Source organism: Staphylococcus sp. GW821-FHT11H10 (assembly GCF_058807855.1).
Genome location: NZ_JBXARC010000007.1, coordinates 82089 through 106353, shown reverse-complemented (window position 1 = coordinate 106353; position 24265 = coordinate 82089). Strand labels below are relative to the sequence as shown.

The window sequence follows — 24265 nt, the reverse complement described above, 5'->3', positions numbered from 1 at the left end:
TCATGCTAGCAAGTTAAGCGAACACTGACATGATAAATTAGTGGTTAGCTATATTTTTTACTTTGCAACAGAACCTTCTTTTAAATAGTTTATAAGCCTAAAGCTAAAATACAACAACTGTTGAAGATAGTAAGCGTGAGACAAATTTAATATTCTTCATCTATAGGATTGAATATATCCGTATTTCCACCTTGTTCTTGCACAATTTTAGATGCTACTTCGTTTCCCCATATACAAGCTTTTTCAATACTTTGGTTATCTAGCAAACCTGCTATAAAAGCTGCTGTGTGTGAATCACCAGCGCCTATAGTATCAGTTACAGGAACCTTTTCCCCCTCTAAAATCTTAACTTTACACTTATTTGCTATAAGAGTACCTTCGTTGCCTAACGTAACTATCACAGGTTGATTAGTCTGTTTACTTACTTCTAATGCCGCATCTTTCACATGATTCTCACTACTCAATTGTAATATTTCATCTTCGTTGGCATGTACTATTGTGTTTATTTCAAGCAACTTCCTTATACTCTCACAGTTCATTTTATTAATCCTTGGTGAGGGGTCAAAAATAATTGTAGTTTTCTCGTTTAAACGACTAAATTCTTCTAATAAAACTTCGTCTGAAGGAGGTTCAAAAGAATAACCTGACACATAAATATAATCATACTTATTAAGATCAATTTCTTTAAACCAATTCTTTTTCCAAGTCATTTCAACTCCAGGTATCGTTAAAAAAGTGCGTTCCCCATTATTTTCAACGATACATAACGTCCAACCATTATCACCTAATATATTATTTAATAATGAAGTTTTGCCTTCTTTTTTTAACTTATTTTCAATAATTGTTCCATTAGGACCATCGCCAACGGGCACCATCAAATCATAATTAGCTTTGAACTGACTAAGTATATCGCCTACATTATATGCGCAACCACCTACTATTGTCTTCTCAGAGTGGGCAAATTCGTCCGATCCACTACTTGGTATACTATTAACATTTAAAATCACATCAATAACAGCACTGCCGATCACCAAAACCTTTTTTTGGCTATTAATCTGGTGATATTCTCTTAATGAACTTTTCATTTTTTAGCCTTCTTTCTGTGAATATTTAAAGAAATATTAAATATATAATATAAAAATCCGCTAACCATAAATGTTACAATTATATCAAAACTTGAAGAAGTAAAAATGTTTATTAATGCACCTACTATTACTGCTATACTCCAGACCATTACTGTTTTAATATTCAGACTATTATACTGGGGATCGCAAACCAATTTTTTTCATAGCCTATATTTTTTCTCAATGTTGCATAATCAACAATGAAAATTGCAGACCAAGCAGCTAATCCAATACCCAAAACTCCTAAAAACATTTCAAAAAAAGCGAGAAAATTTCTGGAAACTACTAAGACATAAATAGGAATGGCAATAATAATAATTGAATGAATAATAATAACTGTAGAATTTTTTACTTTCAAATCAAAAGTACTCATAATTAATCTTGAGGACTTTAAACCTAAAAAACACATAGGAGTAAGGCCACCTAAAGCAGATATTAAGTAAATTACTGTCATCCAATTTGGTAGTACTTCGCTAATTAATAAGATTGGATTTTCTGCATTTGCTAATTGTGGCTCTGAAGTAGCTAATAAAATTCCAGTACTTATAATGATAAATAAAGGGATAAACGCGCCAGCTGTAACACTAGTGATTATTGATAAAGAACTGTTCGATTTTTTTTGAAAACGGCTATAATCTGCAGCTGCGTTAGTCCAAGTCAATCCAGTCCCTACTATTACAAAGGCTAATGCAGGTAGAAAACCTTTAAGCCAAGACCCAGATTTCATAGAAAAAAGAGCGTTCCAATCAGTATTAGTAATTAAAATTGTTATAACTAATAAGGTTAATGCACCAAATACATATGTGAAAAATGTTTGTACTGATACAAGTACTTTTTGTGAAAAAAGAACAGATATAATAACTAGCCCAGCAAAAATCGCTAAACTCATCAAAATTAGAAATGTACTAGTCTTAAAACCAAAAGTATTGAATAAAGCCAGAAGAGTTAAAGTTCCTGTAGAAACATTAACAGATAACCAACCAACTTGACCTACCCAGCCAATTAAAGCAGGTATATGATTGCCTTTAAATCCAAATGGTGCTCTTGAGAGCATAAAAGTTATAGCTCCACTATCTCTACCAGCTACACTTATATAACCAACTAGAACAAAGGATAACGGTCCTATTATAGCAATCAAAATTGATTGTAAAAAGCTCAATCCGTAACTTACTATGACAGCGCCATAAACTATCCCGAGAATACCTAGATTGGCTGCAAACCATATAAAAAATAAGTCGATAGGTTTCCCGTTTTTTTCACTTTCAGGAAGAAAGATTTCTTCTTTTTCCATAACGAACACCTCGATTTTTTATAACATTTTATTTTTTTCGAGCGTAGTTGCATATTGTTCTAAGTTCACACTATTGTGTTTGTCGATAGTCTCTATCCAAAGTTTTTTAAAATTACTATATCCGTATTTAGCTCCCGATATAGCAGTTGCCATAGCACCAATTGTGTCAGTATCCCCACCAATATTCGCACAAAAAATTGCGCATTTATTGGGGTCTTTACAAAAATAAGCAATTGCCAAAGCAGTGGGGACCGATTCAGTTAATGATGTTCCGCATCCTATCACATCATAAAGCCAGAGCGAATATTCCTCCTCACTTTCGAAATGATTGGCAAACTGAACTGCTAATTTTAACCTTTCTGCTATTGATGCAGAAAAAGTTTGTTCTCCTTCTTTAATAGCTATATCGTGAATATCCAAAACGCCTTCTATAATTTCTTTCCAATTCTTATCTTCCGCTGCCAATGTTACTGCATAAGCAATCATACTAGCTCCGGCTATTGCAACATCACTTGTGTGAGTAGCTTCACTAATTTCCTTAACATAATTTACAAGCTCTACTTTTTGATCTTTAGAAAATAAAGTACCAATAGGAGCAATTCTCATAGCCGACCCATTAGTTAATGCATTTTTTGTATAGAATTGGGAATCTTCTCCTTGTATTATTGCAGTTAAAGCTGCTTTAGAACTTGGGCCAAGAATATTATTTTTAAATGCGTTTGTAGCATTGGCCCATTCAATCAATTCGTCTGCTATGATTTTTTTTGAAGGTTCAAAATGATTTTTATTTAGTGCATCAATGATTAGTAGTGATTGTGCAGTATCATCTGTAAACTGTCCTTTGGTGAAATTTCTGGCTACCTTATTTTCATAAGGACCATCTAAAAAAGTTGTGATTTTCCCAAAAAAATCTTTAATTTTGTTGCGATTCCATAATTCTGAAGGCATACCTAAAGCGTCTCCAATAGCTTGGCCATATAAAGTTCCTAATATTTTATCTTTCATTATAAAACTCCCTTCTTGTCCACTTATACGTACGAGTTAATTTTTTATTTTAGAGCGCTTACATTTTATTGTCAAAATTTTAATATAAATCCCTTCCTTTTATACTATACACAATCTATTTTTTAGTTTTATTTGTGATACGCTTCTGCGTCTCGGTTAGTGATGCGGTTTTTAAACTACGGATCAATTTAATATGTTTAAGATTATCTTTTCTTTGTTATTGCAATCATAATTAAATTACCATTAGTATAAGTTTATTATTTTGGTTAGTTCAGTTTTAATAGCTTTTTTCAAACTAATAGGAAATTCTACTTTGACATTGGCACCACATGTGACTATTAATTTAGCTATAAAATTTATATCTTGCATGTTCACTTTTGATTTAAACAAATATGTCTCTTCGTTAATATTTTCAATCATATAGTCACTCCACAAGTATCCTTTCAAGATATTTAATCCAATAATATTACTTCTAATTTGTATATCAATCGTATTTTCGTTTTCAACCATAAACTGTTGAAAATTCTGCATAGTTATTTCATTACATTCTTTAGTTTCTCCCATTTCATATACTTCTTTTATTTTAGAAATGTTTAACAACTTTACTAATTTTGATGCTATATTAACAACAACGAAGTACCATTGTTGATTTTTATATAAGATACCAATACCTTTATATTGTTCTTTCAAATAGTTTTGTGAATAACAGATTTTAAATGACTTACTACCAATTGTTAATCTAATGATTTCATTAAATATCTTATAACTTTTGAACTGATATGTATCTTCATTAAAATATTGAAATATCTCATTATACTGGTTTATCAATTCTTTTTTATTCGAATTATTATATAACTTTTTTAATATTTCTTGATATTCTGTTTGAAAAGGTAACTTACTAACATTGGAGATACTTGAAAGTGTAAATACTAAAGCTTTCAATTCTTCGTCTGTGATTGCTATTTTCGTTTGGTTTCGATTACCTATGGTCATATAACCGCCATTTTTCCCTGTACTACTATATAAAGGCACTCCTAATGCTTCAATTTCCTTTATATCCCTTAAAGCAGTACTACGAGAAATATTAAATTCTGACATTAAATCATTTAACTTGAAATTCCTTTTTTCATTACAGTATTCAATCATATGATATAATCTAACAGATTTTTTCATTATTATTCCCCTTTTAGTATCAATAGGTGACACTAATACAGTATATACTTATTTATAACAAATTTAAGGAGGAAAAACTATGAATTTTCAAGTAAGTCCCTATTTTTTAATTATAGAAAATGCAGATGGTTTGAAAAGGTTGTATGAAGAGCTGTTTGGCGCTAAAACACTGTATATCCAACGTATCAAGGATAGACCGACAGATAAGCAACTTAATATCGATAAAAAAGATTTAAATAAAATTGATCAATGTGTACTTCAATTTGGAGATATAAAAATTATGATTGCGGATGATACCGAAGGTTTACCTATAACCCAAGGTAATAATATATCGCTTTGTATTACTTTTGACCATGTAGAAGAAACTAAGCGTGTGTATGACCAGTTAATAGAAAAAGGCAGTGAAGTATTAAAAGCATTCAGCCCAGAGTTCTATACTGAAGGTTATGGTTATGTAAGAGATCCTTATGGTATATCTTTACATTTATTTACGAAAAGGAAAGGTTAAACCAAGTTTCTAGTGTTCTATTACAGATATTGGTACAACTATAAGGACATTTGGGAACAAATTATCGCATGTTTTTTCAATATAAAAAGCCATGACATTATGCATCTTGGCTTTCGTTTAATCTTATACCTATTTAATAGTTTAATACCTACTGTACAGAATGAACAGTACAGTTATGACGTGCTTTTAGTTGTGATTCTATTATATGTATAGTATTTGAACTTAAGGCAAAATATGCAATACCCCGTATAAGCGATGTTTTTCATTATCAATGATTTTGGAACGGGAAAGGGTGAGGATTCAGAATGGTTTCCCGTTTCTTCATTTAGATATAAGTTTTTCAAGTTTTAACTCAATATATATTTAAAATTTCTTTTGATTAGTAGATTTATTATCAACTTCAATCATCTTACTAAAACACTCAATTTTTTCTTAAAGAAGATTTAGCGATAACTCTATTTGCTTCTGCTACTTTTTCAATTATCTTTTTCATACCTTCAATGTTTTCATTGTTTAACTGATTACTTACTTTATCCAATTTTAAAGCTAACTTTTCGAGACTGCTTCTTTGCTTACTTTCATAATACTTATTATTAACGTCACATTTAATAAAATAATTTATAATATCTTGAATATCCTTAATACTAGCTTCTATATTTAATATTGACTTACCTCCACTTATTCAAAATTATTTTGTATCTCATATTTTTTAATTTTATTAGTGAGTAATGAAAAATCAAATTTTCTAATTTCCTGATTTACATTAATTTCAGATATCTTCTCAACTAATTTCTTATCAAACAAATTACCTATAATAGTATTTACTGCTTTAATTTTACTATCATATGGTTCACTATAATAATATTTATCGGTTTCGTATTTTATCGTTGAAAGTGGTTCTTTAATATTACCCTCATAACAAATTATGATTAAATTAATAGCGTTTGAAAGCTGTAAAGCCACTTCATTATACTGTTTTCTTTGCCTATTAATATCTAAATTACCTTTATTCGTTACGCCTTGCAATTGATTACCTTTATTAATTACTTTAAACGGGTTAAATAAAGGTAATTTGTCTTGATTTGATAATTTTAGTAAATCTTCAGCAATATGATAACCACAATTAAACGTACCTAAAACTTTTTTAGAATTATCTTTTAAACTGTATGAAAAACAATAATAGCTATCTGTCAGTCTACCGCCTTCACCGTCTTTCTTTTGACCTTCTAATAATTTTAAATGTGATATAGGTGTCACATCATATTTCTCAAGAAATTTAAGTCTATTTTCATGACCTCTTAAATTCATACTTAAAGACCCCCTTTATTTAAATTTGATACATTATTATTAATTAATCTGATTTTCACTCTTCATCTACTTACTCATTTTTTTACCATCACTTATGATAACTTTCAGCGTATTTTAGAAGATTGTTGTTTATAGTTTCTGTACTATTAGAGTAAATCAAGAAAAATATACATACAATTGCTAAAAATAATATATTATAAATAAAATGGATAATTAATCATTTTTATCAATTATATTAAATTCATCACGATGCCTTAATATAGATTTTATTCACTTTACGTTGTTACTAATATTTAAAGTGTCTTGCGTCCGTTTTTCATATCTTTTTTCAGAAATAAGATGATAATTGAAGTTAATTCTTTTCACCTTCTCTATTCCCTTCCAATCGAACAGTACGGTTTTTCCGGATAATTCGATTTTCTGTTAATTCATTTCATTATATATAAATATTGCCTAATCCATACAGTTTTTTCTAATCTTATATTTATCTTTATTTAGCCTTTTTCAGTTTGGTACATTAAAAAATTATAATCCCATTTTTAATCCTCTAATTTAATATTTTTGTCATTATACTACAAACGGAACGTACGTTCTATTTATAGGGACTTTCAGCGTATCGATTAAGAGTGAGGTACAAAATATAACAACCCTGATCATTAGTTCTAAAGATCAGGGCTGTTTGGATCTATTTTATTTTAACAATAAATTCGTAAAGATTATTTATATCATCTAGGTTCTGATTACATTTAAAACTGTCATAACAAATGTAATCTCCTTTTTTAGTATATGTTCCACTACTCTTATTATGTTTAGTTTTATTGAGAAAGAGTGATGTATCAGATTCCTGATTACAAATTTTACAGAATCCTTTTACTTTATTTGGTGAAATTTCGCCATATATACCTTCGAATTTATCATCTAAATTTTTATAAACGATATATTTTCGGTTAGAAGAATTATCATTCCATCCTAAATATGAAATTTCTTTTGTATCAATTAAATTTATATCTGGTCTCTTTAATTTTTTTACTTTACGAAAAATTTTCTCCAGTTGACTTGATGAAGGTATTTCAAAATCTTGGATGTACACTTTTAATTCATTTAAAAGATGTTCTGCTTTTTTCTTAGTTAATTTTACATCGTCAATCGATGTAATAAAGTCCGAGATATCAATATCTTTTTCTTTAAAGATATCATTAATTTCATTTAGTAAAAAATCTTTTTGTGTTTTATGGGAATTCATATCGTTTGTACGATATAACTTAATCAATTGATATACTAACTGCTTTACTTTAACAAACTTATACACTTCTATTTTATTCATTTCATATTCCTCCATTTTTGTTGAAGTACTTTGTGAAATGAATGCTATTCATAACTAAGTACTTCTTATCTTTGAGTTAGAGTACTATAGCGTATGATGTATGACATATTTATATGTCGCATTATAATCAGCTCCTATAAAAATCTTCCATACTATCTTAGCAGATGATTTTATAAAAGTGAATAAATACTCCTTAAAATATCTAGTGGCATATTTATACTTATATTATATTCAGTAACTGCTCTTTTACTTATTTCAGCATCCGAATCAAGATTTATCACTTCAAACTCTAGTATCTAACTGGATATAAATGGAATTCAACAGTTACTCCCGCTTCTGTTAATGCTCATTGTCTTATCTCGAAACCGATCAAGTGATCCGACTGTCGTATGTGTAGATGGTAAATCACTAAAGTCTGTTTCAAGAATTGGTACTGCATACTTCGGTGTATCTCCTTCAACACCTTTAAGATACATAGACCATGCAAACTAATTCAATTCTTTACTCCATACTCTCTTATCATTAAATTCATTACTTGATTATGTTATACATACATTATTGCATTATAGCTTCATTCACTATTTATCATTCCCAATCTTTATTACATAATTCTTTAGCGATTTGTTCGGTGGTTAAGCAATCCCTATTCAAAATTTCATTCACATTAAAATACTTAACTCCCATCAATCCACCTTTAGATGTTTTCTTGTAGTCTGTCTCTATAAAATCTTCAATTAAGTAATAATAATGGGGTTCGTTCAATAGATTAGTCCACTTTTCTTTCCCAAGCACCATTATTTTATTTTTAACTATTTCATACTCATCAATCGATAACTCAGTACCTACAGGATAAACTGTCTTCAAGGATAATGAGCTCTCATTTATTTCCGTCACTATTACTTTGTCTACTTTTCCGATAGCTTTTATTGCTTTGTCTTTATATAACCCAATGTATTCTATCGGCTTGAAACTGTAACCTCTTTTTCAGCAGGATGAAAGTAAATATTATGTTTAAGGTTATCATCAAATGAGCTACCTGAAAGACACATTCTCATCCTTCCCTCAATATCATCTTGAATCATCTACACTTAATTGGACATATTATAAAAGAATCAACTAGAAAATATTGGATAACTATTACTACTTTAATTGTAAATCCACCAATCGAGGTAAAATATTCATAAATTGAAGTTGTTTCTATTTTCCATTCACTGCTTTGGTTTAAAATAGAGGAACAGTAGCTTGCTTACCATTCTGCATACTCATTTAGTAATAAAAACACTGCTTTTTTCATTTAATTCCCTCTTTGCTTTTAAAGTAGATAACCAATACTATTACTAATTCTTAGAATTAACGATTACTTGATAAATTTTTTCTACTATTTCTTCTATACTAAAATCACTTGTATTCAATGCATACTTATCTACTAAATATGGGTTGTATGCACGTACATCTTCAACACTCACTTTATGCCAAATAGGTAATATAATAACATGCTCTTCATTTATTTCTCTGTTTAGAAAGGATAAAAATTCGTACCTGCTCCAACCACTTTCAATAAAATTAGGGGATAAAAATACTACAACAAACCGAGAGTTTAGTATACCCATATTCATAGTTTCTGTTTGACTTTTTCCGATTTCAAAAACTTTAACATCTTCAAAGACTTTTAGTCCTTTTTCTATTAGTTTTTCACTTATCTTAGATACATAATCTTCTTTATCTAAACTAGAATGGGATAGAAAGACATCATATTCAATTATCTCTTTTTGATTCACTGCTTTTTTTATCTGATTTGATATCTCATTTATTTGATCTGAATTAGTTAATAATTTTTCCATAATCTCTTCATTTCCTTTTGTATTTTTATCTAACATACTGGATAATTTCTTTTGATTCCTAGACTGCTCTTTTTGAAGATTAATTTTTGTTTCATTAATTTTTTTCTCAATCTTAGTATACTCAACTTGTAAATCTGCAAGTTTTTGCTGCTTTGTAACTAATTGCTTATTAGATTTTTCCAAATCTCTAATATTACTGGAAGTAGGTTTTCTTTTTTTATTTATTCTTTCTATCCTTTTTCTTAATCTATCAATTTCATCTGGTAACTTATTCATATTTCTAGCTATTTTTGCAGATTTTGACATTTGACTTTTTAATTTAGTTTCTAATACTGACATATAATACCTCGCTTTTTATAATCTTATTCATTAATTGAATTTAATTCTTGCGTTATATTATTTGAAGCGTATGGATTTATCTCCATTATCCAATTAACATGGCTAGATAAACCATCTAAGTCAGGAAATAATGATAATTCGTTGATACCATAATAAGATAACTCTTCTCTTAATTTTTTGCGATAATGTTTCTTTATGATGATTTTGTGTAGTTCTTCTTTCTCTGAAAGATTAGCTTCTATAGAATTTGTAGGAGGCTCATGAATAGTAAAAATTCCACTTTGTCTAACCACTCTCGAAGCTAGACCGTTAGGCTTTACTTTTTTTATCCCTTTACTCTTAAAAGGCGTAGCCCCTTTCATATTCATATCCGATTTTTTTAAATAGGCATAAATAACAGCATCACAATCCTCATATGTTTGCACCGCAAAAAAGGCAGCAACTAAAGGATTAAAACTCCAATCCAATAGTCTAGTAGCTAATCCGTGATGTTGCGCTATAGTTAGCATATCCCAATCACTATAAGTCTCTTTTAAAAATATCATTGCTTGACGTTTCCAAGCATAAAATGTTTCTTCATCATCATATTTATCATAAGGTGCTCGACCAGCTTTCGGAACTAAACTCCAATTCAAATTACTATGACCTCTAAATAACCATAAGCTATTATCTCTATAATTCTTTAAAACTTGATGTAACTCACTGAAAGACTCGACTGACCTTTTCATAGGACCCCTCCAATAGGAACGTTTGTTCCCTTTTATATTGTATATCTTATCTTATAGGGAAAAATTAGTAAACATTATTGAAATATCTTAAAAATAAAACTAGCATTATGTCTATACATTTAATTATTGAAAGTGAGTAATACTATGATTAAAAATAAATGGAAAATAGAAATGTGGTTTCGGAATTTTAGTTATTTTATACATAAAATTGATTCAGAATTTATATTAGAAGAATACTTAGAGGATTATTTACCTAAAGAATACCGACCAAATTTTATATGTGGAAAAGCCCAACCTAGCGAAACTATATATGTAAGTTATTTTATAAATCAGGATGAACAAACTGTGGAGCAACATACTGTGGAATGTGACAAAACTGGTTTTTTTATAGATGAAATCCCTAAACATTTTATAAAAAATAAAATGCATTATTTTATTGATAGTCAAAGTAAAATTGATATTAAAGACTTATTAAATGAGTTTATTGATCAAGGTACAGCCATTTTGAATATATTAGATTTAAATGACCTAGAAACATATTTTAATGATTACTTAGAAACAATCAACCATACAACAGAATTCGCTAAAAAAATAGCTAACAAAGCTATGAAAGAAATTCGAAAAAATATTGAGTTAGAGCAAATTAAACAGCAAGTAAGTTATATGAAAAATGCAGATCAAGTCTCTTTTTTAGAAAGCTTTAAGGATTTAAAGCATACGATATTAAAACAACACCGAGATTTATCGTTAAAAAATGTTGATGATATTATAATAAGCGACTTTTTAACAAGATACCTCATTTATAAAGAAAAACAAGATTCGTATGTAAAAAAAGATATCTCAAGTATAAATAAATCTCAGTATTTTAAAAAGTTAGTAATCGAAGGTTTAATTAGAGAAAGAAAGAGTAACTCTCAATACTTTGAAATAGCTAATAGTATCAAACCTTCATCTCACAATAATAATAGCTTAAATCAATCTGATGAAATAGATCAATTTAGACAGGCTGTAATTGGTATTTCTCTTAATCTATACGATCATAATGATACTTACTTCAAATTTATCCGTAGTATTATGAAAAAAAGTTCACGTAAAGTTAATTTAACAATAGACGATATTATTAAATCTAAAAATAATATAGATAAATTTATGAAGAAAAATAAGTTAATTAGTAATAATGAGTTATTTTATTTAACAACAATTGAGGATACATTTCATTTTACATTATTCACTGCTATAACTGATTTAATTGATAAAGTAGTCAATGTTTCAAGTCGTATTATCGAAGAAGCATCTCAATACGATATATTAATTGCCTTACACAGTTTGAATAGTTTAAAAAATGAGTTGAATACAATAATAGATAAACACGAAGAAAATTTAATTCGTTTCGAAAGTCTTATTAATGGTTATGTAAGAAATACTCAATTAAAAATATTAGTTCGCAATACAATTGAACAGCACCCAGAACTAACAATGAAAATAGAAGATTCATTAATTTCAAACCTTAATGATTATAATATTAGTGAAATATATAGTAGGGAGACTTTTAATAACGATTACAATGGTATTCTTGATAAATTAATGATTCAGGTAATTAATGATTTTTATAAATTACGCTTAAAAAAATTGAATAGTGCATCTAAATTATATTATTAACATACCTTTTTAAACCCAACGATTTTTTTATCGTTGGGTTTTTTAATTAACAAAAGGTGTAATACCAATGTCCTAATATTTTCCTCTCAAATTTAGAACTTTATATCTCAGTGTAGATATAAGATACAAAGGCATCATTTAAATGATGACTAATATACAAAGGATGATCCAAATGACTTACGAGCAAGAAGATGATTTTAAACTGTTGAAAAGAAGAATTTTAGGAATTGGATTCGTTTTACCGGAGGGACAAGTATTTACTTTCCATGACTTGAACCGTCGTGCAAATGTACAATGCTCAAAAGCTGTACAACAAAATGTTGGACGTTGGTTCGCATATTTTGTTAAAAATGCGCCAAGTGTTCCATTTATTATTATCGGTAAAAATACCAATGGTCATTTAGTATATATGAAAGTCGGACCTAATCCACTCCAAGATAGCAACCCTTCGAAAGGAGGTGTTCGCTAATGAGTCATTACATCATTTTTGAAGCAGGTCCATACCAATTAGATGCAAAGGCGTGGCGTAAAACTTTTCCACCTAAAAAAGATGGAGATAAGGAAAAAGTAGTGCCTATATCTAGTTGTATCGTTGTTGAAGCTAAATTTTGGCATGCCTCAGAAAATACAGAAAAAATAATTATTTCTAACGGTAAGGATAAAGAACATACATTTGAATCTGATATTTTAACAACTCGAAACTTACCTTCCTTGATTAAATATGGTCACAGTATCAATGAAAGTTATATAAGAGATTTGAGCTATGCACTACAGTTAATGCGCGATGAACTGCCCACTTCTGATTTATATGATGGCTCGGGCATCATAGAAACACCCCACGGTTACATTGTAATGGTAGATACCATTTACACATCTAAACAATATGATCAGTTAGCATCTTTAGAGCCTATTGTCGATAGTGCTTATCTATTAGAGCCTAAAGGGACATTTAAAGATTGGTTAAATATGTATATGAACGAAGTCAAAGGTCATCTTCTTCTAGAGTTAGCGGTCATATTTGGAATTTCTGCCTTAGTGACAGCCTTTCTGAAGCATAAACATGAGGTTGAATTTGCTGGTATCATCTTTAGTTTTACAGGCCAGTCATCAACCGGTAAATCAACAGCGGCAGCTTTAGCGGTATCCGTCGCTGGAAATCCAACCAAAGGTAATAAAACGCTTTTTCGAAGTTGGAATGGCACACGTAACGCTCTTGAAGGTTACTTGAGTAACAATTATGGCATACCTATGGTATTTGACGAGCTCTCCTCAGCAACTTTTAAAGATACAACAGGGTTATTGTACTCCATCGCTGAAGGTCAAGGGCGTCAACGTTCAAACGTTCATGGAGAAGTTAAAACACCTAAGAATTGGGGAACTTCTGTCATTTCAACGTCAGAATACAGTATTTTTACTGATTCAGCTCAAAACGATGGGTTACGTGTAAGAACCATTGAAATTAATGAGCAATTTACTACAAATGCGACCAATGCTGACAATATTAAAAAAGCTGTGGCGCTAAACTATGGTCATGTTTTACCGTTAGTAGCTCAATACCTTATAAATCGTGAAGAGGAAGTTATTCAATGGTTTAAAGATGAACATCATTGGTTTAAAGCTAAATTGAAGAGTGAAGCAAACAATACAGGTATTCGTATGTTTAAGCGTTATGCAGTCATTACAACATCTGCGCAAATATTAGGTCGTGTTTTAGCTACAAATATTGATATCGCTAAAATAAGAGACTACTTTATTGATTATCATGCTCATACAGTCTCTGAACGATCACTGGCAGATAAAGCAATCGAAGTCATTACGCAATTTGTAGCACAAAACCGTGGTAAATTTTCTGATGACAAAGCGTTAAAGAATATGATGGAGAACCATGGACTAATTGCCTTAAAAGATGAGTATATCGAAGTCAAAATCATTGCGTCTGTATTTAAAAATATGTTGATAGAGCATCACTTCCAAGATGTTAATAATGTTGTTAATGCACTAAGGGATAAAGGATTTATCGAATCTGACCATGATCGAATTACAACAAAAAGAACAGTCAAAGATGACAATGGCAAAAAACAGTCACTTGTCTTTTACCATTTAAAGCTAGATTCAAAATATGCGTCTATTTTTGGTCTAACTAAAGATGCTGAACCTATTAAAGCTGAAATTAACTTGGATAACAAAAAGATACTTGAATCATGGAAAAAACAGAACGATGATTTAATTGATTTTTAATAACTTAAAGATGAAATCGTACAGGAGTAGATAAAATGGATGAATTGATTGAATTACTAGCTGATTTAGTTGTTGAAGAAATTAATCATGCTGATGACTAATAATAACGCCCAACACCAGCAGGTGTTGGGCTTATCTATAAATTCGTTCATAAATATATATTATCACTTTGGAAGGAGGAAATACGATGAAACAAGCAATAGGTTACTTACGACAGAGCACTACAAAGCAACAATCCTTAGCAGCACAAAAACAAACCATCGAGGCATTAGCCAAAAAACATAATATTCAATACATTACCTTTTATAGCGATAAGCAATCAGGACGCACTGATAAGCGGAACGGTTACCAACAAATTACTGAACTGATTCAACAAGGACAATGTGATGTATTATGTTGTTACAGATTAAACCGACTTCATCGCAATCTTAAAAATGCATTAAAACTCATGAAATTGTGTCAAAAATACCATGTCCATATCTTAAGCGTTCATGATGGCTATTTTGATATGGATAAAGCATTCGATCGGCTCAAACTCAATATTTTCATCAGCTTGGCCGAACTAGAATCTGATAATATAGGCGAACAAGTCAAAAATGGAATCAAAGAAAAAGCGAAACAAGGTAAAATGATTACAACACATGCACCCTTTGGGTATCACTATCATAATGGTACTTTCACGATAGACACAGTAAAAGCACCAACAATAAAAGCTGTATTCAATTATTACCTTCAAGGTTATGGTTATAAAAAAATTGCGCAATACTTAGAAGCTGATGATAACTTCATTAATCGCAAGCCTTATCAAGTGCGTAATATTATCCTCAACCCTAATTACTGTGGCCGTGTTATCAATCAATACGGACAATATGAAAACATGTTCCCAGCTATTGTCAGTACAACGATATACGAAGAAGCTCAAGTTACCCGAACTCAGAAACAAGTAAAACGTAAGCCGTCAGAAAATCAACTCAAACAAAAAATCAAATGTCCTTATTGTCATTCGACACTCACAAACATGACTGTCCGAAAACCAGATCATTCATTGCGTTACTATGTCTGTCCGCAAAATATGAATAATGCTCGCTTTGTTTGTGAATTTAAAGGAATCAACGCACAAGAATTAGAAACAAGTGTTTTAGCGACTTGTCAGGACTTCTTTCAAAATCAACAGCTCTATTCAAAAATAAACCATGCTATTCAACAACGACTCAAAAGACAAAGAGATATAGAAACTAAAACTACACTCAATCACGAGCAGCTGATAGAAAAATTAGCCCAAGGCAAAATTGATGCAGAAACGTTCAGAGAACAAACGCAATCATTACATCAACAATCAAAACCTATATCATCAATCAGTACGTATCAAATTCGAAAAGCTTTCCAAAACATCATTCAACAACGTTTCACGCTAAACATGTTGTACCCCTATATTGATGAAATTAATATTTCTAAAAATAAAAGCCTCGCTGGCATCTATTTCAAAAATGAACCACTGAATATTGTAAAGCAGACTATGGAATTATCAATTGTATAATTAAAGAAAGGATGGATTATAATGGATAAAATGAAGAAAAAGCTTGTAGGAGGCTACATTCGCGTATCCACAGAGAGACAAGTAGAAGGTTATAGCATCGAGGGACAAATTACACAAATAGAGCAATATTGCCAATTTAATGGCTATGAACTCGTTGATATATATGCAGATCGGGGTATATCAGGAAAATCTATGAACCGTCCTGAATTACAGCGCATGTTAAATGATGCTAAAAATGGAAAATTAGACTGTGTTATGGTTTATAAAACAAATCGTTTGGCACGTAATACTTCCGATTTACTTACAATCGTCGAAGAACTTCATCGCCAAAATGTTGAATTTTTTAGCTTGTCTGAACGCATGGAAGTCAAAAATTCAACAGGCAAGTTAATGCTCCAGATACTTGCAAGTTTTTCCGAATTTGAAAGAAATACAATTTTAGAGAATATTTACACCGGACAACGTCAAAGAGCTTTAGAGGGCTATTATCAAGGCAATCTTCCATTAGGATATAATAACATACCTGATAATAAAAAAGAATTAATGATTAATCAACATGAAGCTAACATCGTTAAATATATCTTTGAATCTTATGCCAAAGGTCATGGTTATCGTAAAATAGCCAATGCACTCAATCACAAAGGCTATGTGACTAAAAAAGGCAATCCATTTAGTATTTCAGCTGTTACTTATATTCTCTCAAACCCATTCTATATTGGTAAAATTCAATTCGCGAAATACAAAGATTGGAATGATAAACGTCGTAAAGGCTTGAATGATAAGCCAGTAATCGCCGAGGGCAAACATACCCCTATTATTAGTCAATCATTATGGGATAAAGTGCAAGCACGTAAGAGACAAGTAAGTGAAAAACCACAAGTCCATGGTAAAGGAACCAATATTTTAACTGGAATAATTTCGTGTCCCCAATGTTCTGCACCTATGGCTGCGAGTAACACCACAAACACACTTAAAGATGGCACTAAAAAACGTATTCGTTACTATTCGTGTAGTAATTTTCGAAATAAAGGCTCAAAGGTATGTTCTGCGAATAGTGTTAGAGCCGATGTCATTGAAAAATATGTTATGGACCAAATACTTGAAATTGTCAAAAGTGATAAAGTTCTCAAACAAGTTGTCGAACGTGTCAATCAAGAGAATCAAGTCGATGTAGCTGCACTTAACCATGATATTGCTTATAAACAACAACAATTTGATGAAATTAGCACTAAACTTAAAAATCTAATTCAAACCATCGAAGACAATCCAGACTTAACATCTGCACTCAAACCAACCATTCATCAATATGAAACACAACTGAATGATATCACAAACCAAATTAATCAACTCAAGCACCAACAAAATCAAGAGAAACCATTTTATGATACGAAACAAATCGCTGCTTTATTACAACGAATATTTCAAAATATAGAATCCATGGATAAATCACAGCTCAAAGCTTTGTACCTAACGGTTATTGACCGTATTGACATCCGTAAAGATGAGAATCATAAAAAGCAATTCTTTGTTACACTAAAACTTAATAATGAAATTATTAAACAACTTTTCAATAATAATAATCTAGACGAAGTGCTTCTCAGCACTTCGTCTTTGTTTTTGCCTCAAACACTCTACTTTCAAATATAATATCTATGTACTGTCCTTTCGTCATTCAATAACACTCATCTAACAAATATATTCAACACGCTAACAAATCATGGCTCAATGTGAAGCTTATATTGATATGACGAAAGAACATCCCAAAACAAAATATAAGTGGGATAGTAACGGGATTGGCTAACTTCATGTAGGAGAAGGATTACGCAAGCGTAATCCCAAAATCCCGTTATTATTTATAAATAAATAATATAAAAAGAAAAAGTAAGTCGTAATAACACCACCAAATCCAAATGATATATAAATATATAGCTATATTTCCCAACAAATGAGCGGGATAACGGGATTTTCTTGTCATATCAATGTTTGTAGCAGTTTTTCATATGGGATTTTCTCATATTGTCAACGGGATCCGTAATAAATGACAAATCAAACATATATTATCTCAATGATGTATATGAACTACATCACTATCACACTATCTAGGAGGCAATGATATGAAAACAACCACTCAAGAACTCAAACAATATATAACTCGTCTATTCCAACTATCTAACAACGAAACATGGGAATGTGAAGCGTTAGAAGAAGCAGCAGAAAATATACTTCCTACTCGCTTTGTAGACCATACCCCACTTGCGCATCTTACACTTGACACTTATACCTACTATAACGATGAACTACATGAGCTAAGTATCTATCCATTTCTTATGTACGCCAATAACCAACTCATCAGCATTGGTTATTTGGATCATTTTGATATGGACTTTCTATACCTCACAGATACTAAAAATACGATTATCGATGAACGTCATTTACTAAAACAAGGAGGGAATGACCATGAATAATTGGATCAAATTGGCACAAATATCTGTTACAGTCATTAACGAAGTGATTGACATCATGAAAGAAAAGCAAAATGGAGGAAAATAGTATGAAAATCAATCGATACATCACAAGAGGCATTAGTGAACACCTATCTCTAGACCTTCAAATCTTACTTTGGAATATGGTGAAAGAAAGAGATAATAAACCTCATACAGATTACCTACACATTTTTAGACTACAAGAAGATGAGAATATACTCTCAATCACACATGAACAAGAACAACCCGCATACAAATTGGAATATCACTATACAAACTATGTAAAAAATCAAAATGCATTACCTAAGAAAGTCTACGTTATTCGTGAAGATGACGTAGACGCTTTTTATTATGTGATGCTTTTACCAGAAGAATACTAAAGGGAGAGACGATGATGAATACAATCAAAAGTACGATACACACAGAAGCTATATTTAGCAGTGATAAAAAACACCGCTACTTACTCAAGAAAACATGGGATGAAAAGAAACCGGCTTGTACTGTGATAACGATGTATCCTCATTTAGATGGTGTATTATCACTCGATCTTACTACGGTTCTCATCCTCAATCAATTAGCTAATTCTGAGCAATATGGCGCTGTATATCTCGTTAATCTTTTCTCTAATATTAAAACACCTATGAGTATAAAGCATCTCAAAGATAAAGAACCATATGATGAACACACTGATATTCACTTGATGAAAGCGATAAGTGAAAGTGACACAGTGATTCTTGCTTATGGTGCCTATGCGAAGCGGCCTGTTGTCGTCGAACGTGTTAAGCAAGTGATGGAAATGCTAAAACCTCATAAGAAGAAAGTAAAGAAACTCATCAATCCAGTAACAAATGAAATCATGCATCCACTCAATCCTAAAGCACGTCAAAAATGGACATTGAAATAAAAGGAGGGTTATCTATGAACCATAAAACTACACAATCAGATTGGCGAACGGTTGCTAGTTGCTTAGCATCGCAAAACTATATTTCAATTATAAAAGGACTAGTATATCATTTTACAGCTATTGAAGATGAAGAAATACTTGATAAAATCTATGACGATTTTATGAATGATGACGCTATAACAACGATACTTAATAATGATTTACAGATAATTATTAACCAATACCTATCAAAATGAATATCATACTACTTACAATAAAAATAGAGCATTCTTCATTTTTACGGTGAGGGATGCTCTATTATTTATTTTTTATTGTTACTATTGATATATTTTTTTAATACAAACAAATGTGACAGTTTTATATGTTTCATAGTAAGAGTAATAAATCAGAGATATTAGAAAATAATAAGAAAATGAGAATTAGTATGTAGTGAATTGTTAAAATAGAGTATTCACAGTGAATGATGACTTATTCGTTATTTATATTTATAAAGCAAATATATAAGAAAATTTTGGGAATGGGATTATGAAACTAAGAACATTAGAGTATAATGATTTACTTTTTGTTCATGAATTAAATAATGAATATTCTATTATGTCTTATTGGTTTGAAGAGCCTTATGAATCCTTAATGGAACTTCGACATTTATTTGATAAGCATTTATTAGATGAATCGAAGAGACGTTTTATTGTTGAAGATGAAAATCAAGTCGTAGGTATTGTTGAATTAGTAGAAATTAATTACATCCATTGTAATTGTGAAATACAAATAATTATTAAACCTGAGTTCAGTGGTAAAGGTTATGCAAAATTCACATTCAAAAAAGCGATAATTTATGCATTCGATATTTTAAACATGCACAAGATCTATCTATATGTTGATGCAGATAACAAAAAAGTATTCATATATACGAGTCACAAGGATTTAAAACTGAAGGATTACTCAAAGAGCAATTCTACACTAAAGGTAAATATAAAGATGTCTATTTTATGTCATTATTGAAATCTGAATATATTTTGTAGCATAAAAAATAACTCATATATTCATTTTAGTGTATCAATAGTAAAAAATTACACGCGTTCAAATGTTACCAGTTACTTGTTAAATCAATATACCTCTTTAGAGATTAAAAATAGAATTATTGCTATAATTACAATAATTCTATTTTTTAAATTATTTATATATTTATTGAATTTTTATTTAATTAATAAAACTTTCTTTTATTATAGCTTCAATATTAACATTAGCATTTCTTATTTCAGAATTTTTATATGATTCTGGTATGTTGAAGTCATTAAATTTATTTTTATTTATATTATTAGCTAATGCGATTTCACTATTAGATACTAGAGGTAAAAGAGAGTTATACATATCCATGTAAACACCCCTAGTATTTATATATTTATTGAAATCCTTTATTAATAAATAAAATGGTTTATTTATATGTACTGCATCAAAAATTATTGAAGAGAAATCAGTTACTATTATATCGGAAATCAAAATTAATTCTTGGCTATCTACATTATTATTAACTGTTAATACATTTCTTATACCATTATTCCAGCTCGGTTGTTTATCCATTGGATGCGCTTTATTTATGATTATGTATTCATCATCTAAATTCTTTAATAACTTATTAAAATCAGCTATATAGCTAGTGTCTTTTCTACTTTCAGGAGTAAGATAATTATAATCTCTCCATGTTGGTGCGTATAATATTATTTTTTTATCTAAAGGAATATTATTTTTCAACTTAAAGTTTCTTATTAATTCTTTATTGTTTAAATTTTTTACTAACCATTCATTTCTTGGATACCCAAAATTAATAATTTTTTTCCGGTCTATATCATAAGAGGAAATGAATTTATCTACAGCTTTACTAGAATCTGATAATAAATAATCCCAACGATCAATATCAGACTTTTTATTTGTTTTATGGCTAGGGTTTAAGGAAAGCATTTTAAATTCATTTGAATCAAAAAGCATCCTTTTAAAAGGAGTGCCATGCCATAATTGAATCCAAACCTGTGCCTCTCGCTTTTTGAATGCTAATGGAATCCACGATTCACCAATTATTACTTTACTAGTATATAAGTATTTATAAAATTCATCGCTTCTTGGAGCTATTCTATACTCTTCATTTATGTTTTTATCAAAAGATACTATTTTTAATTGATTTGGTGAAAAATTTTGTTGTAAATAATTAAAAAGATATTTGGAATTTCCTCTATATTGATAATCAAATCCTAACATTAAAATAGTTTCATTATTTATATTTAAATCTAAATATTTCTTTAGCTGTCTACCTCTTTGTTTTTTTCTGTGTTTATGAACTTTTCTTCTAGTATAAAATAATAATGGTTCTAAATAATAATTATTTTTTACTGACTGCTTTAAATTATACTTTTTATCAGCTTTCAAAGATTTTCTGTTTGCATAATGATTCAATAAATTAGTCCTATGTAAGCGAAATATTTTTTGCATTTTTTTCACCTTTAAATCTCTTATCAAGTGTTTATTAAAAGCATAATCATAAAGTGGAATTACATGATTAGGTACAGTAACCATATGTAGATAATCATTTAGAATTTGCATAGTATCATATATAAATTTTTTTCTAATATTTTTTCTTTTAGGTAAACGGTTTTCAGAATACAATAGACATCGATGTAGAAAATATTTTACTACATGATATGGCGTAAAATGATGGCGATAGCCTGTTTCATATAAATTTTTCAATGCTCTTTCTATAGCAATTAAAAATGAATCTCTATGCTTTAAAGTTTTTCCATCAGATTTTGTAGAAGAGTTCTCATGAACTCTGACTTTATATAATATGTTAGAAATCACTGGTACTCGAACTGACCTTAATACACTTTTTACATAAAATTCGAAGTCTTCATATAAATACCCTTCTCCAAATCTGATATCATGATCTATTAAAAACTCTTTTTTATAAAGTTTATTAACCGAAAAATATGTAGTACATGCTAATAATAACTCACAAGTTTCCCTATACAATGCATTTTTTTTATTATATTGTTCTTTATTTATATATTTGGTTTCACCTGTTTCAGGGTAATAATATGCCCACTCAAAAATTGCAAAACTATTATCGGGAACAGCCATCAATCTCCAATAAGCTATTTTCAAAGCATTCTCAACTAAGTAATCATCAGAATCTAAGAATAATATCGATTCTCCTTTAGCAATTTCTATACCAAAATTTCTTCGTGCTCCCTGCCCTTTATTTATCCCATCGTCATATAGCTTATAGTCTATATAGCCATTGCTTGAATTTGAAATAAAACTTTTAATTATATTAATGGAATTGTCTTTCGAACCATCATTAATTATCAAAACTTCAACATTTTTATTAAAATTTTGATTTTCTACTGAGTTTAGTGTATTAATAATGTACTCCTCAGCATTATACACAGGTATAATTACAGTAACTTCATATTTTTTATTCATTAATAATCCCTCAATTTATTTTTTCTTTTTAATATTCTCTTAACAATTGATTTCGATTTTATATTTAAAATTATTTTATTATTTTTATCTTCAATTACAAAAATAGCATCATGAAAAAAGAACTTTATCGGAATAGTTACATTAAATATTTGTCTACTAAAATCATTCACTTTCTTTCCAAAAATCAAATGATTTCTCACTAATTTTAATTTAGGTTTATAAATTTTTTTTCCCTTAAATTTGATATATATATTTGAATCTTCTGATATAAAAAAACTATTATCGGAGAACGAAAAAACAATATTTCTTTTTATAATTGAAATCGAATGTATATAAACATGAATATGATTTATATTTTTTTTCCAAAAATAAGTTGAATTTTTTAATTGATATAAATAGTTTTTATACACTTCTGGAACTGGTTGTAAATCGATGATCTTCTTGTCTATATTTTTAAATACTAATTGTGATTCTTTTTTAAACTCGTCAAATTCTTCATCATTGTGTTCCAACATTTTGTTTTGATTATCGTAATACAAATAGTTTAAATAGTGTTTTGTAATTAAATATTGAACATAATTTATTACATAACCATATTTGTATTTAGATTGGTTAATTAAATACATATAATTATCTTTCAAATGATTTAAGTACCTATTTTTATTCAACCAAGCTTTGTTACTTAAAGAGTTAGGATCATTTCTATCATAAAAATAAATTGAATTTTTTAACATCCCATATTTTTGCTTGTTTAATAAAATTGTATTTATTAATTTTGCATCCTCCCAATAATCTATAGTATTATCAAAGCGATACTTTTCATTTTTTAATAATGTGTTTCTAAATATTACCCCACCTATGTGATATTGAACAAATTGATAATTTTTAAATATATTTATAATATTCCCATTGAATTTGAATTTATCATTCATCGTATGTTCATAAATTTTTCCTTCTTTAAAAATTTTTATAGGTGTAAAAACTATATCAATCTCTTTCTCTTTCTGAAAAAAATTTTTAGCTTCACAAAAAAAGGATTGACTCACCCAATCAGAATCGTCAATGAATGTCACAAATTCATTTTTTTTATTTATTATTTCTATCCCACTATTTCTTGCATCACTTACTCCTACTCCCAAATTATTTATAACTCGAATATTAGGATATTTAGAATAATAATTTAGTTTTTGTATAGTACACTCATTACTATTATCATTAACTAAAATTATTTCATCATTTATGTCTATAAATGAATTTAAAGTTTTATTTATCGTTCTATCAATAGTTTTCCAACTATTATGTACAGGTATAATTACAGAAAACATTTTA

The 24265-nt window shown here is 29.4% G+C and carries 21 protein-coding genes and 2 pseudogenes; 11 read left to right on the top strand and 12 right to left on the bottom strand.

Annotation, left to right across the window (positions count from 1 at the left end):
- Positions 1–146: 146 nt before the first annotated feature.
- The 4 genes and pseudogenes from AC1RRU_RS05840 to AC1RRU_RS05825 all read right to left on the bottom strand — a co-directional run bounded on the left by AC1RRU_RS05840 (position 147) and on the right by AC1RRU_RS05825 (position 4593).
- Positions 147–1085: a PfkB family carbohydrate kinase gene (locus AC1RRU_RS05840; protein ID WP_000842690.1), complete on the bottom strand. Its 939-nt coding sequence runs from the start codon at positions 1083–1085 to the stop codon at positions 147–149.
- Positions 1082–2415, bottom strand: a pseudogene (locus tag AC1RRU_RS05835) (purine-cytosine permease family protein). Before AC1RRU_RS05835 ends, AC1RRU_RS05840 begins: the two are co-directional and overlap by 4 nt.
- A gap of 18 nt (positions 2416–2433) precedes the next feature.
- On the bottom strand, positions 2434–3420 hold the full coding sequence (locus AC1RRU_RS05830) for an ADP-ribosylglycohydrolase family protein (RefSeq protein ID WP_000653291.1): 987 nt from the start codon (positions 3418–3420) through the stop codon (positions 2434–2436).
- A gap of 243 nt (positions 3421–3663) precedes the next feature.
- On the bottom strand, positions 3664–4593 hold the full coding sequence (locus tag AC1RRU_RS05825) for a helix-turn-helix transcriptional regulator (RefSeq protein ID WP_000750310.1): 930 nt from the start codon (positions 4591–4593) through the stop codon (positions 3664–3666).
- Positions 4594–4672: 79 nt separating this feature from the next.
- Here AC1RRU_RS05825 and AC1RRU_RS05820 point away from each other — a divergent pair, with 79 nt between their 5' ends.
- Positions 4673–5101: a VOC family protein gene (locus AC1RRU_RS05820; RefSeq protein ID WP_001011132.1), complete on the top strand. Its 429-nt coding sequence runs from the start codon at positions 4673–4675 to the stop codon at positions 5099–5101.
- Positions 5102–5779: 678 nt separating this feature from the next.
- Here AC1RRU_RS05820 and AC1RRU_RS05815 read toward each other — a convergent pair.
- From AC1RRU_RS05815 to AC1RRU_RS05790, 6 genes are all read right to left on the bottom strand, one after another.
- Complete coding sequence (locus AC1RRU_RS05815; protein ID WP_001053440.1) at positions 5780–6409, bottom strand: hypothetical protein; 630 nt, start codon at positions 6407–6409, stop codon at positions 5780–5782.
- Positions 6410–7094: 685 nt separating this feature from the next.
- Complete coding sequence (locus AC1RRU_RS05810) at positions 7095–7733, bottom strand: fusidic acid resistance EF-G-binding protein FusC (protein WP_001033157.1); 639 nt, start codon at positions 7731–7733, stop codon at positions 7095–7097.
- Positions 7734–8050: 317 nt separating this feature from the next.
- Positions 8051–8209, bottom strand: coding sequence for a hypothetical protein (locus AC1RRU_RS05805; protein ID WP_023604766.1), 159 nt, complete (start codon positions 8207–8209; stop codon positions 8051–8053).
- A 109-nt stretch (positions 8210–8318) separates the two neighbouring features.
- On the bottom strand, positions 8319–8597 hold the full coding sequence (locus tag AC1RRU_RS05800) for a hypothetical protein (RefSeq protein WP_001837210.1): 279 nt from the start codon (positions 8595–8597) through the stop codon (positions 8319–8321).
- A gap of 473 nt (positions 8598–9070) precedes the next feature.
- On the bottom strand, positions 9071–9913 hold the full coding sequence (tirS, locus tag AC1RRU_RS05795; protein WP_000114516.1) for an NAD(+) hydrolase TirS: 843 nt from the start codon (positions 9911–9913) through the stop codon (positions 9071–9073).
- Between the two features lie 23 nt (positions 9914–9936).
- Positions 9937–10641: an FRG domain-containing protein gene (locus AC1RRU_RS05790; protein WP_016170663.1), complete on the bottom strand. Its 705-nt coding sequence runs from the start codon at positions 10639–10641 to the stop codon at positions 9937–9939.
- Positions 10642–10785: 144 nt separating this feature from the next.
- On the opposite strand from AC1RRU_RS05790, the gene AC1RRU_RS05785 reads away from it, so the two are divergent.
- The 10 genes and pseudogenes from AC1RRU_RS05785 (at position 10786) to AC1RRU_RS05740 (ending at position 20484) form a co-directional block, all read left to right on the top strand.
- Complete coding sequence (locus AC1RRU_RS05785; RefSeq protein ID WP_037541412.1) at positions 10786–12300, top strand: hypothetical protein; 1515 nt, start codon at positions 10786–10788, stop codon at positions 12298–12300.
- A 172-nt stretch (positions 12301–12472) separates the two neighbouring features.
- Positions 12473–12769: a cassette chromosome ssDNA-binding protein gene (gene ssb / locus AC1RRU_RS05780; protein ID WP_000220590.1), complete on the top strand. Its 297-nt coding sequence runs from the start codon at positions 12473–12475 to the stop codon at positions 12767–12769.
- Positions 12769–14538 carry a cassette chromosome replicative helicase gene (gene cch1 / locus AC1RRU_RS05775; protein WP_031926269.1) on the top strand — a complete coding sequence of 590 codons (1770 nt, stop codon included), beginning with the start codon at positions 12769–12771 and terminating at the stop codon, positions 14536–14538. The genes ssb and cch1 overlap by 1 nt, the downstream gene beginning before the upstream one ends.
- Positions 14539–14725: 187 nt before the next feature.
- Positions 14726–16075 (top strand): cassette chromosome recombinase CcrA, encoded by a 1350-nt coding sequence (gene ccrA / locus AC1RRU_RS05770; protein WP_031926268.1) that lies wholly within the window; start codon positions 14726–14728, stop codon positions 16073–16075.
- Between the two features lie 21 nt (positions 16076–16096).
- Positions 16097–17722, top strand: a complete 1626-nt coding sequence (gene ccrB / locus AC1RRU_RS05765) for a cassette chromosome recombinase CcrB (protein ID WP_031926267.1) — start codon at positions 16097–16099, stop codon at positions 17720–17722.
- Between the two features lie 467 nt (positions 17723–18189).
- Positions 18190–18540, top strand: a complete 351-nt coding sequence (locus AC1RRU_RS05760) for an SAUGI family uracil-DNA glycosylase inhibitor (RefSeq protein ID WP_053017464.1) — start codon at positions 18190–18192, stop codon at positions 18538–18540.
- A gap of 86 nt (positions 18541–18626) precedes the next feature.
- A complete protein-coding gene (locus AC1RRU_RS05755) occupies positions 18627–18938 on the top strand; it encodes a DUF960 domain-containing protein (RefSeq protein ID WP_053017467.1) in 312 nt (103 codons plus the stop codon).
- 14 nt (positions 18939–18952) lie between these two features.
- Positions 18953–19462 carry a DUF1643 domain-containing protein gene (locus tag AC1RRU_RS05750; protein WP_037541520.1) on the top strand — a complete coding sequence of 170 codons (510 nt, stop codon included), beginning with the start codon at positions 18953–18955 and terminating at the stop codon, positions 19460–19462.
- A gap of 14 nt (positions 19463–19476) precedes the next feature.
- Positions 19477–19698, top strand: a complete 222-nt coding sequence (locus AC1RRU_RS05745) for a hypothetical protein (RefSeq protein ID WP_049426585.1) — start codon at positions 19477–19479, stop codon at positions 19696–19698.
- A gap of 289 nt (positions 19699–19987) precedes the next feature.
- Positions 19988–20484 (top strand): annotated as a pseudogene (locus AC1RRU_RS05740) (GNAT family N-acetyltransferase).
- Between the two features lie 178 nt (positions 20485–20662).
- Here AC1RRU_RS05740 and AC1RRU_RS05735 read toward each other — a convergent pair.
- Positions 20663–22936, bottom strand: coding sequence for a bifunctional glycosyltransferase/CDP-glycerol:glycerophosphate glycerophosphotransferase (locus AC1RRU_RS05735; protein WP_049426584.1), 2274 nt, complete (start codon positions 22934–22936; stop codon positions 20663–20665).
- The gene (locus tag AC1RRU_RS05730; protein WP_049426583.1) at positions 22936–24261 is read right to left on the bottom strand and encodes a glycosyltransferase family 2 protein; all 1326 of its coding nucleotides are present in this window, start codon (positions 24259–24261) and stop codon (positions 22936–22938) included. Before AC1RRU_RS05730 ends, AC1RRU_RS05735 begins: the two co-directional genes overlap by 1 nt.
- Between the last annotated feature and the right edge of the window lie 4 nt (positions 24262–24265).

Coding starts and splice junctions, on each gene's coding strand:
- AC1RRU_RS05820 (WP_001011132.1), top strand. CDS start 4,673: ATGAATTTTCAAGTAAGTCCCTATTTTTTAATTATAGAAAATGCAGAT.
- ccrA (WP_031926268.1), top strand. CDS start 14,726: ATGAAACAAGCAATAGGTTACTTACGACAGAGCACTACAAAGCAACAA.
- AC1RRU_RS05750 (WP_037541520.1), top strand. CDS start 18,953: ATGAATACAATCAAAAGTACGATACACACAGAAGCTATATTTAGCAGT.
- AC1RRU_RS05790 (WP_016170663.1), bottom strand. CDS start 10,641: ATGAAAAGGTCAGTCGAGTCTTTCAGTGAGTTACATCAAGTTTTAAAG.
- AC1RRU_RS05805 (WP_023604766.1), bottom strand. CDS start 8,209: ATGTATCTTAAAGGTGTTGAAGGAGATACACCGAAGTATGCAGTACCA.
- AC1RRU_RS05735 (WP_049426584.1), bottom strand. CDS start 22,936: ATGAATAAAAAATATGAAGTTACTGTAATTATACCTGTGTATAATGCT.
- AC1RRU_RS05785 (WP_037541412.1), top strand. CDS start 10,786: ATGATTAAAAATAAATGGAAAATAGAAATGTGGTTTCGGAATTTTAGT.
- AC1RRU_RS05840 (WP_000842690.1), bottom strand. CDS start 1,085: ATGAAAAGTTCATTAAGAGAATATCACCAGATTAATAGCCAAAAAAAG.
- AC1RRU_RS05815 (WP_001053440.1), bottom strand. CDS start 6,409: ATGAATTTAAGAGGTCATGAAAATAGACTTAAATTTCTTGAGAAATAT.
- AC1RRU_RS05825 (WP_000750310.1), bottom strand. CDS start 4,593: ATGAAAAAATCTGTTAGATTATATCATATGATTGAATACTGTAATGAA.
- cch1 (WP_031926269.1), top strand. CDS start 12,769: ATGAGTCATTACATCATTTTTGAAGCAGGTCCATACCAATTAGATGCA.
- AC1RRU_RS05830 (WP_000653291.1), bottom strand. CDS start 3,420: ATGAAAGATAAAATATTAGGAACTTTATATGGCCAAGCTATTGGAGAC.
- AC1RRU_RS05755 (WP_053017467.1), top strand. CDS start 18,627: ATGAAAATCAATCGATACATCACAAGAGGCATTAGTGAACACCTATCT.
- AC1RRU_RS05810 (WP_001033157.1), bottom strand. CDS start 7,733: ATGAATAAAATAGAAGTGTATAAGTTTGTTAAAGTAAAGCAGTTAGTA.
- AC1RRU_RS05760 (WP_053017464.1), top strand. CDS start 18,190: ATGAAAACAACCACTCAAGAACTCAAACAATATATAACTCGTCTATTC.
- ccrB (WP_031926267.1), top strand. CDS start 16,097: ATGGATAAAATGAAGAAAAAGCTTGTAGGAGGCTACATTCGCGTATCC.
- AC1RRU_RS05745 (WP_049426585.1), top strand. CDS start 19,477: ATGAACCATAAAACTACACAATCAGATTGGCGAACGGTTGCTAGTTGC.
- ssb (WP_000220590.1), top strand. CDS start 12,473: ATGACTTACGAGCAAGAAGATGATTTTAAACTGTTGAAAAGAAGAATT.
- tirS (WP_000114516.1), bottom strand. CDS start 9,913: ATGTCAGTATTAGAAACTAAATTAAAAAGTCAAATGTCAAAATCTGCA.
- AC1RRU_RS05730 (WP_049426583.1), bottom strand. CDS start 24,261: ATGTTTTCTGTAATTATACCTGTACATAATAGTTGGAAAACTATTGAT.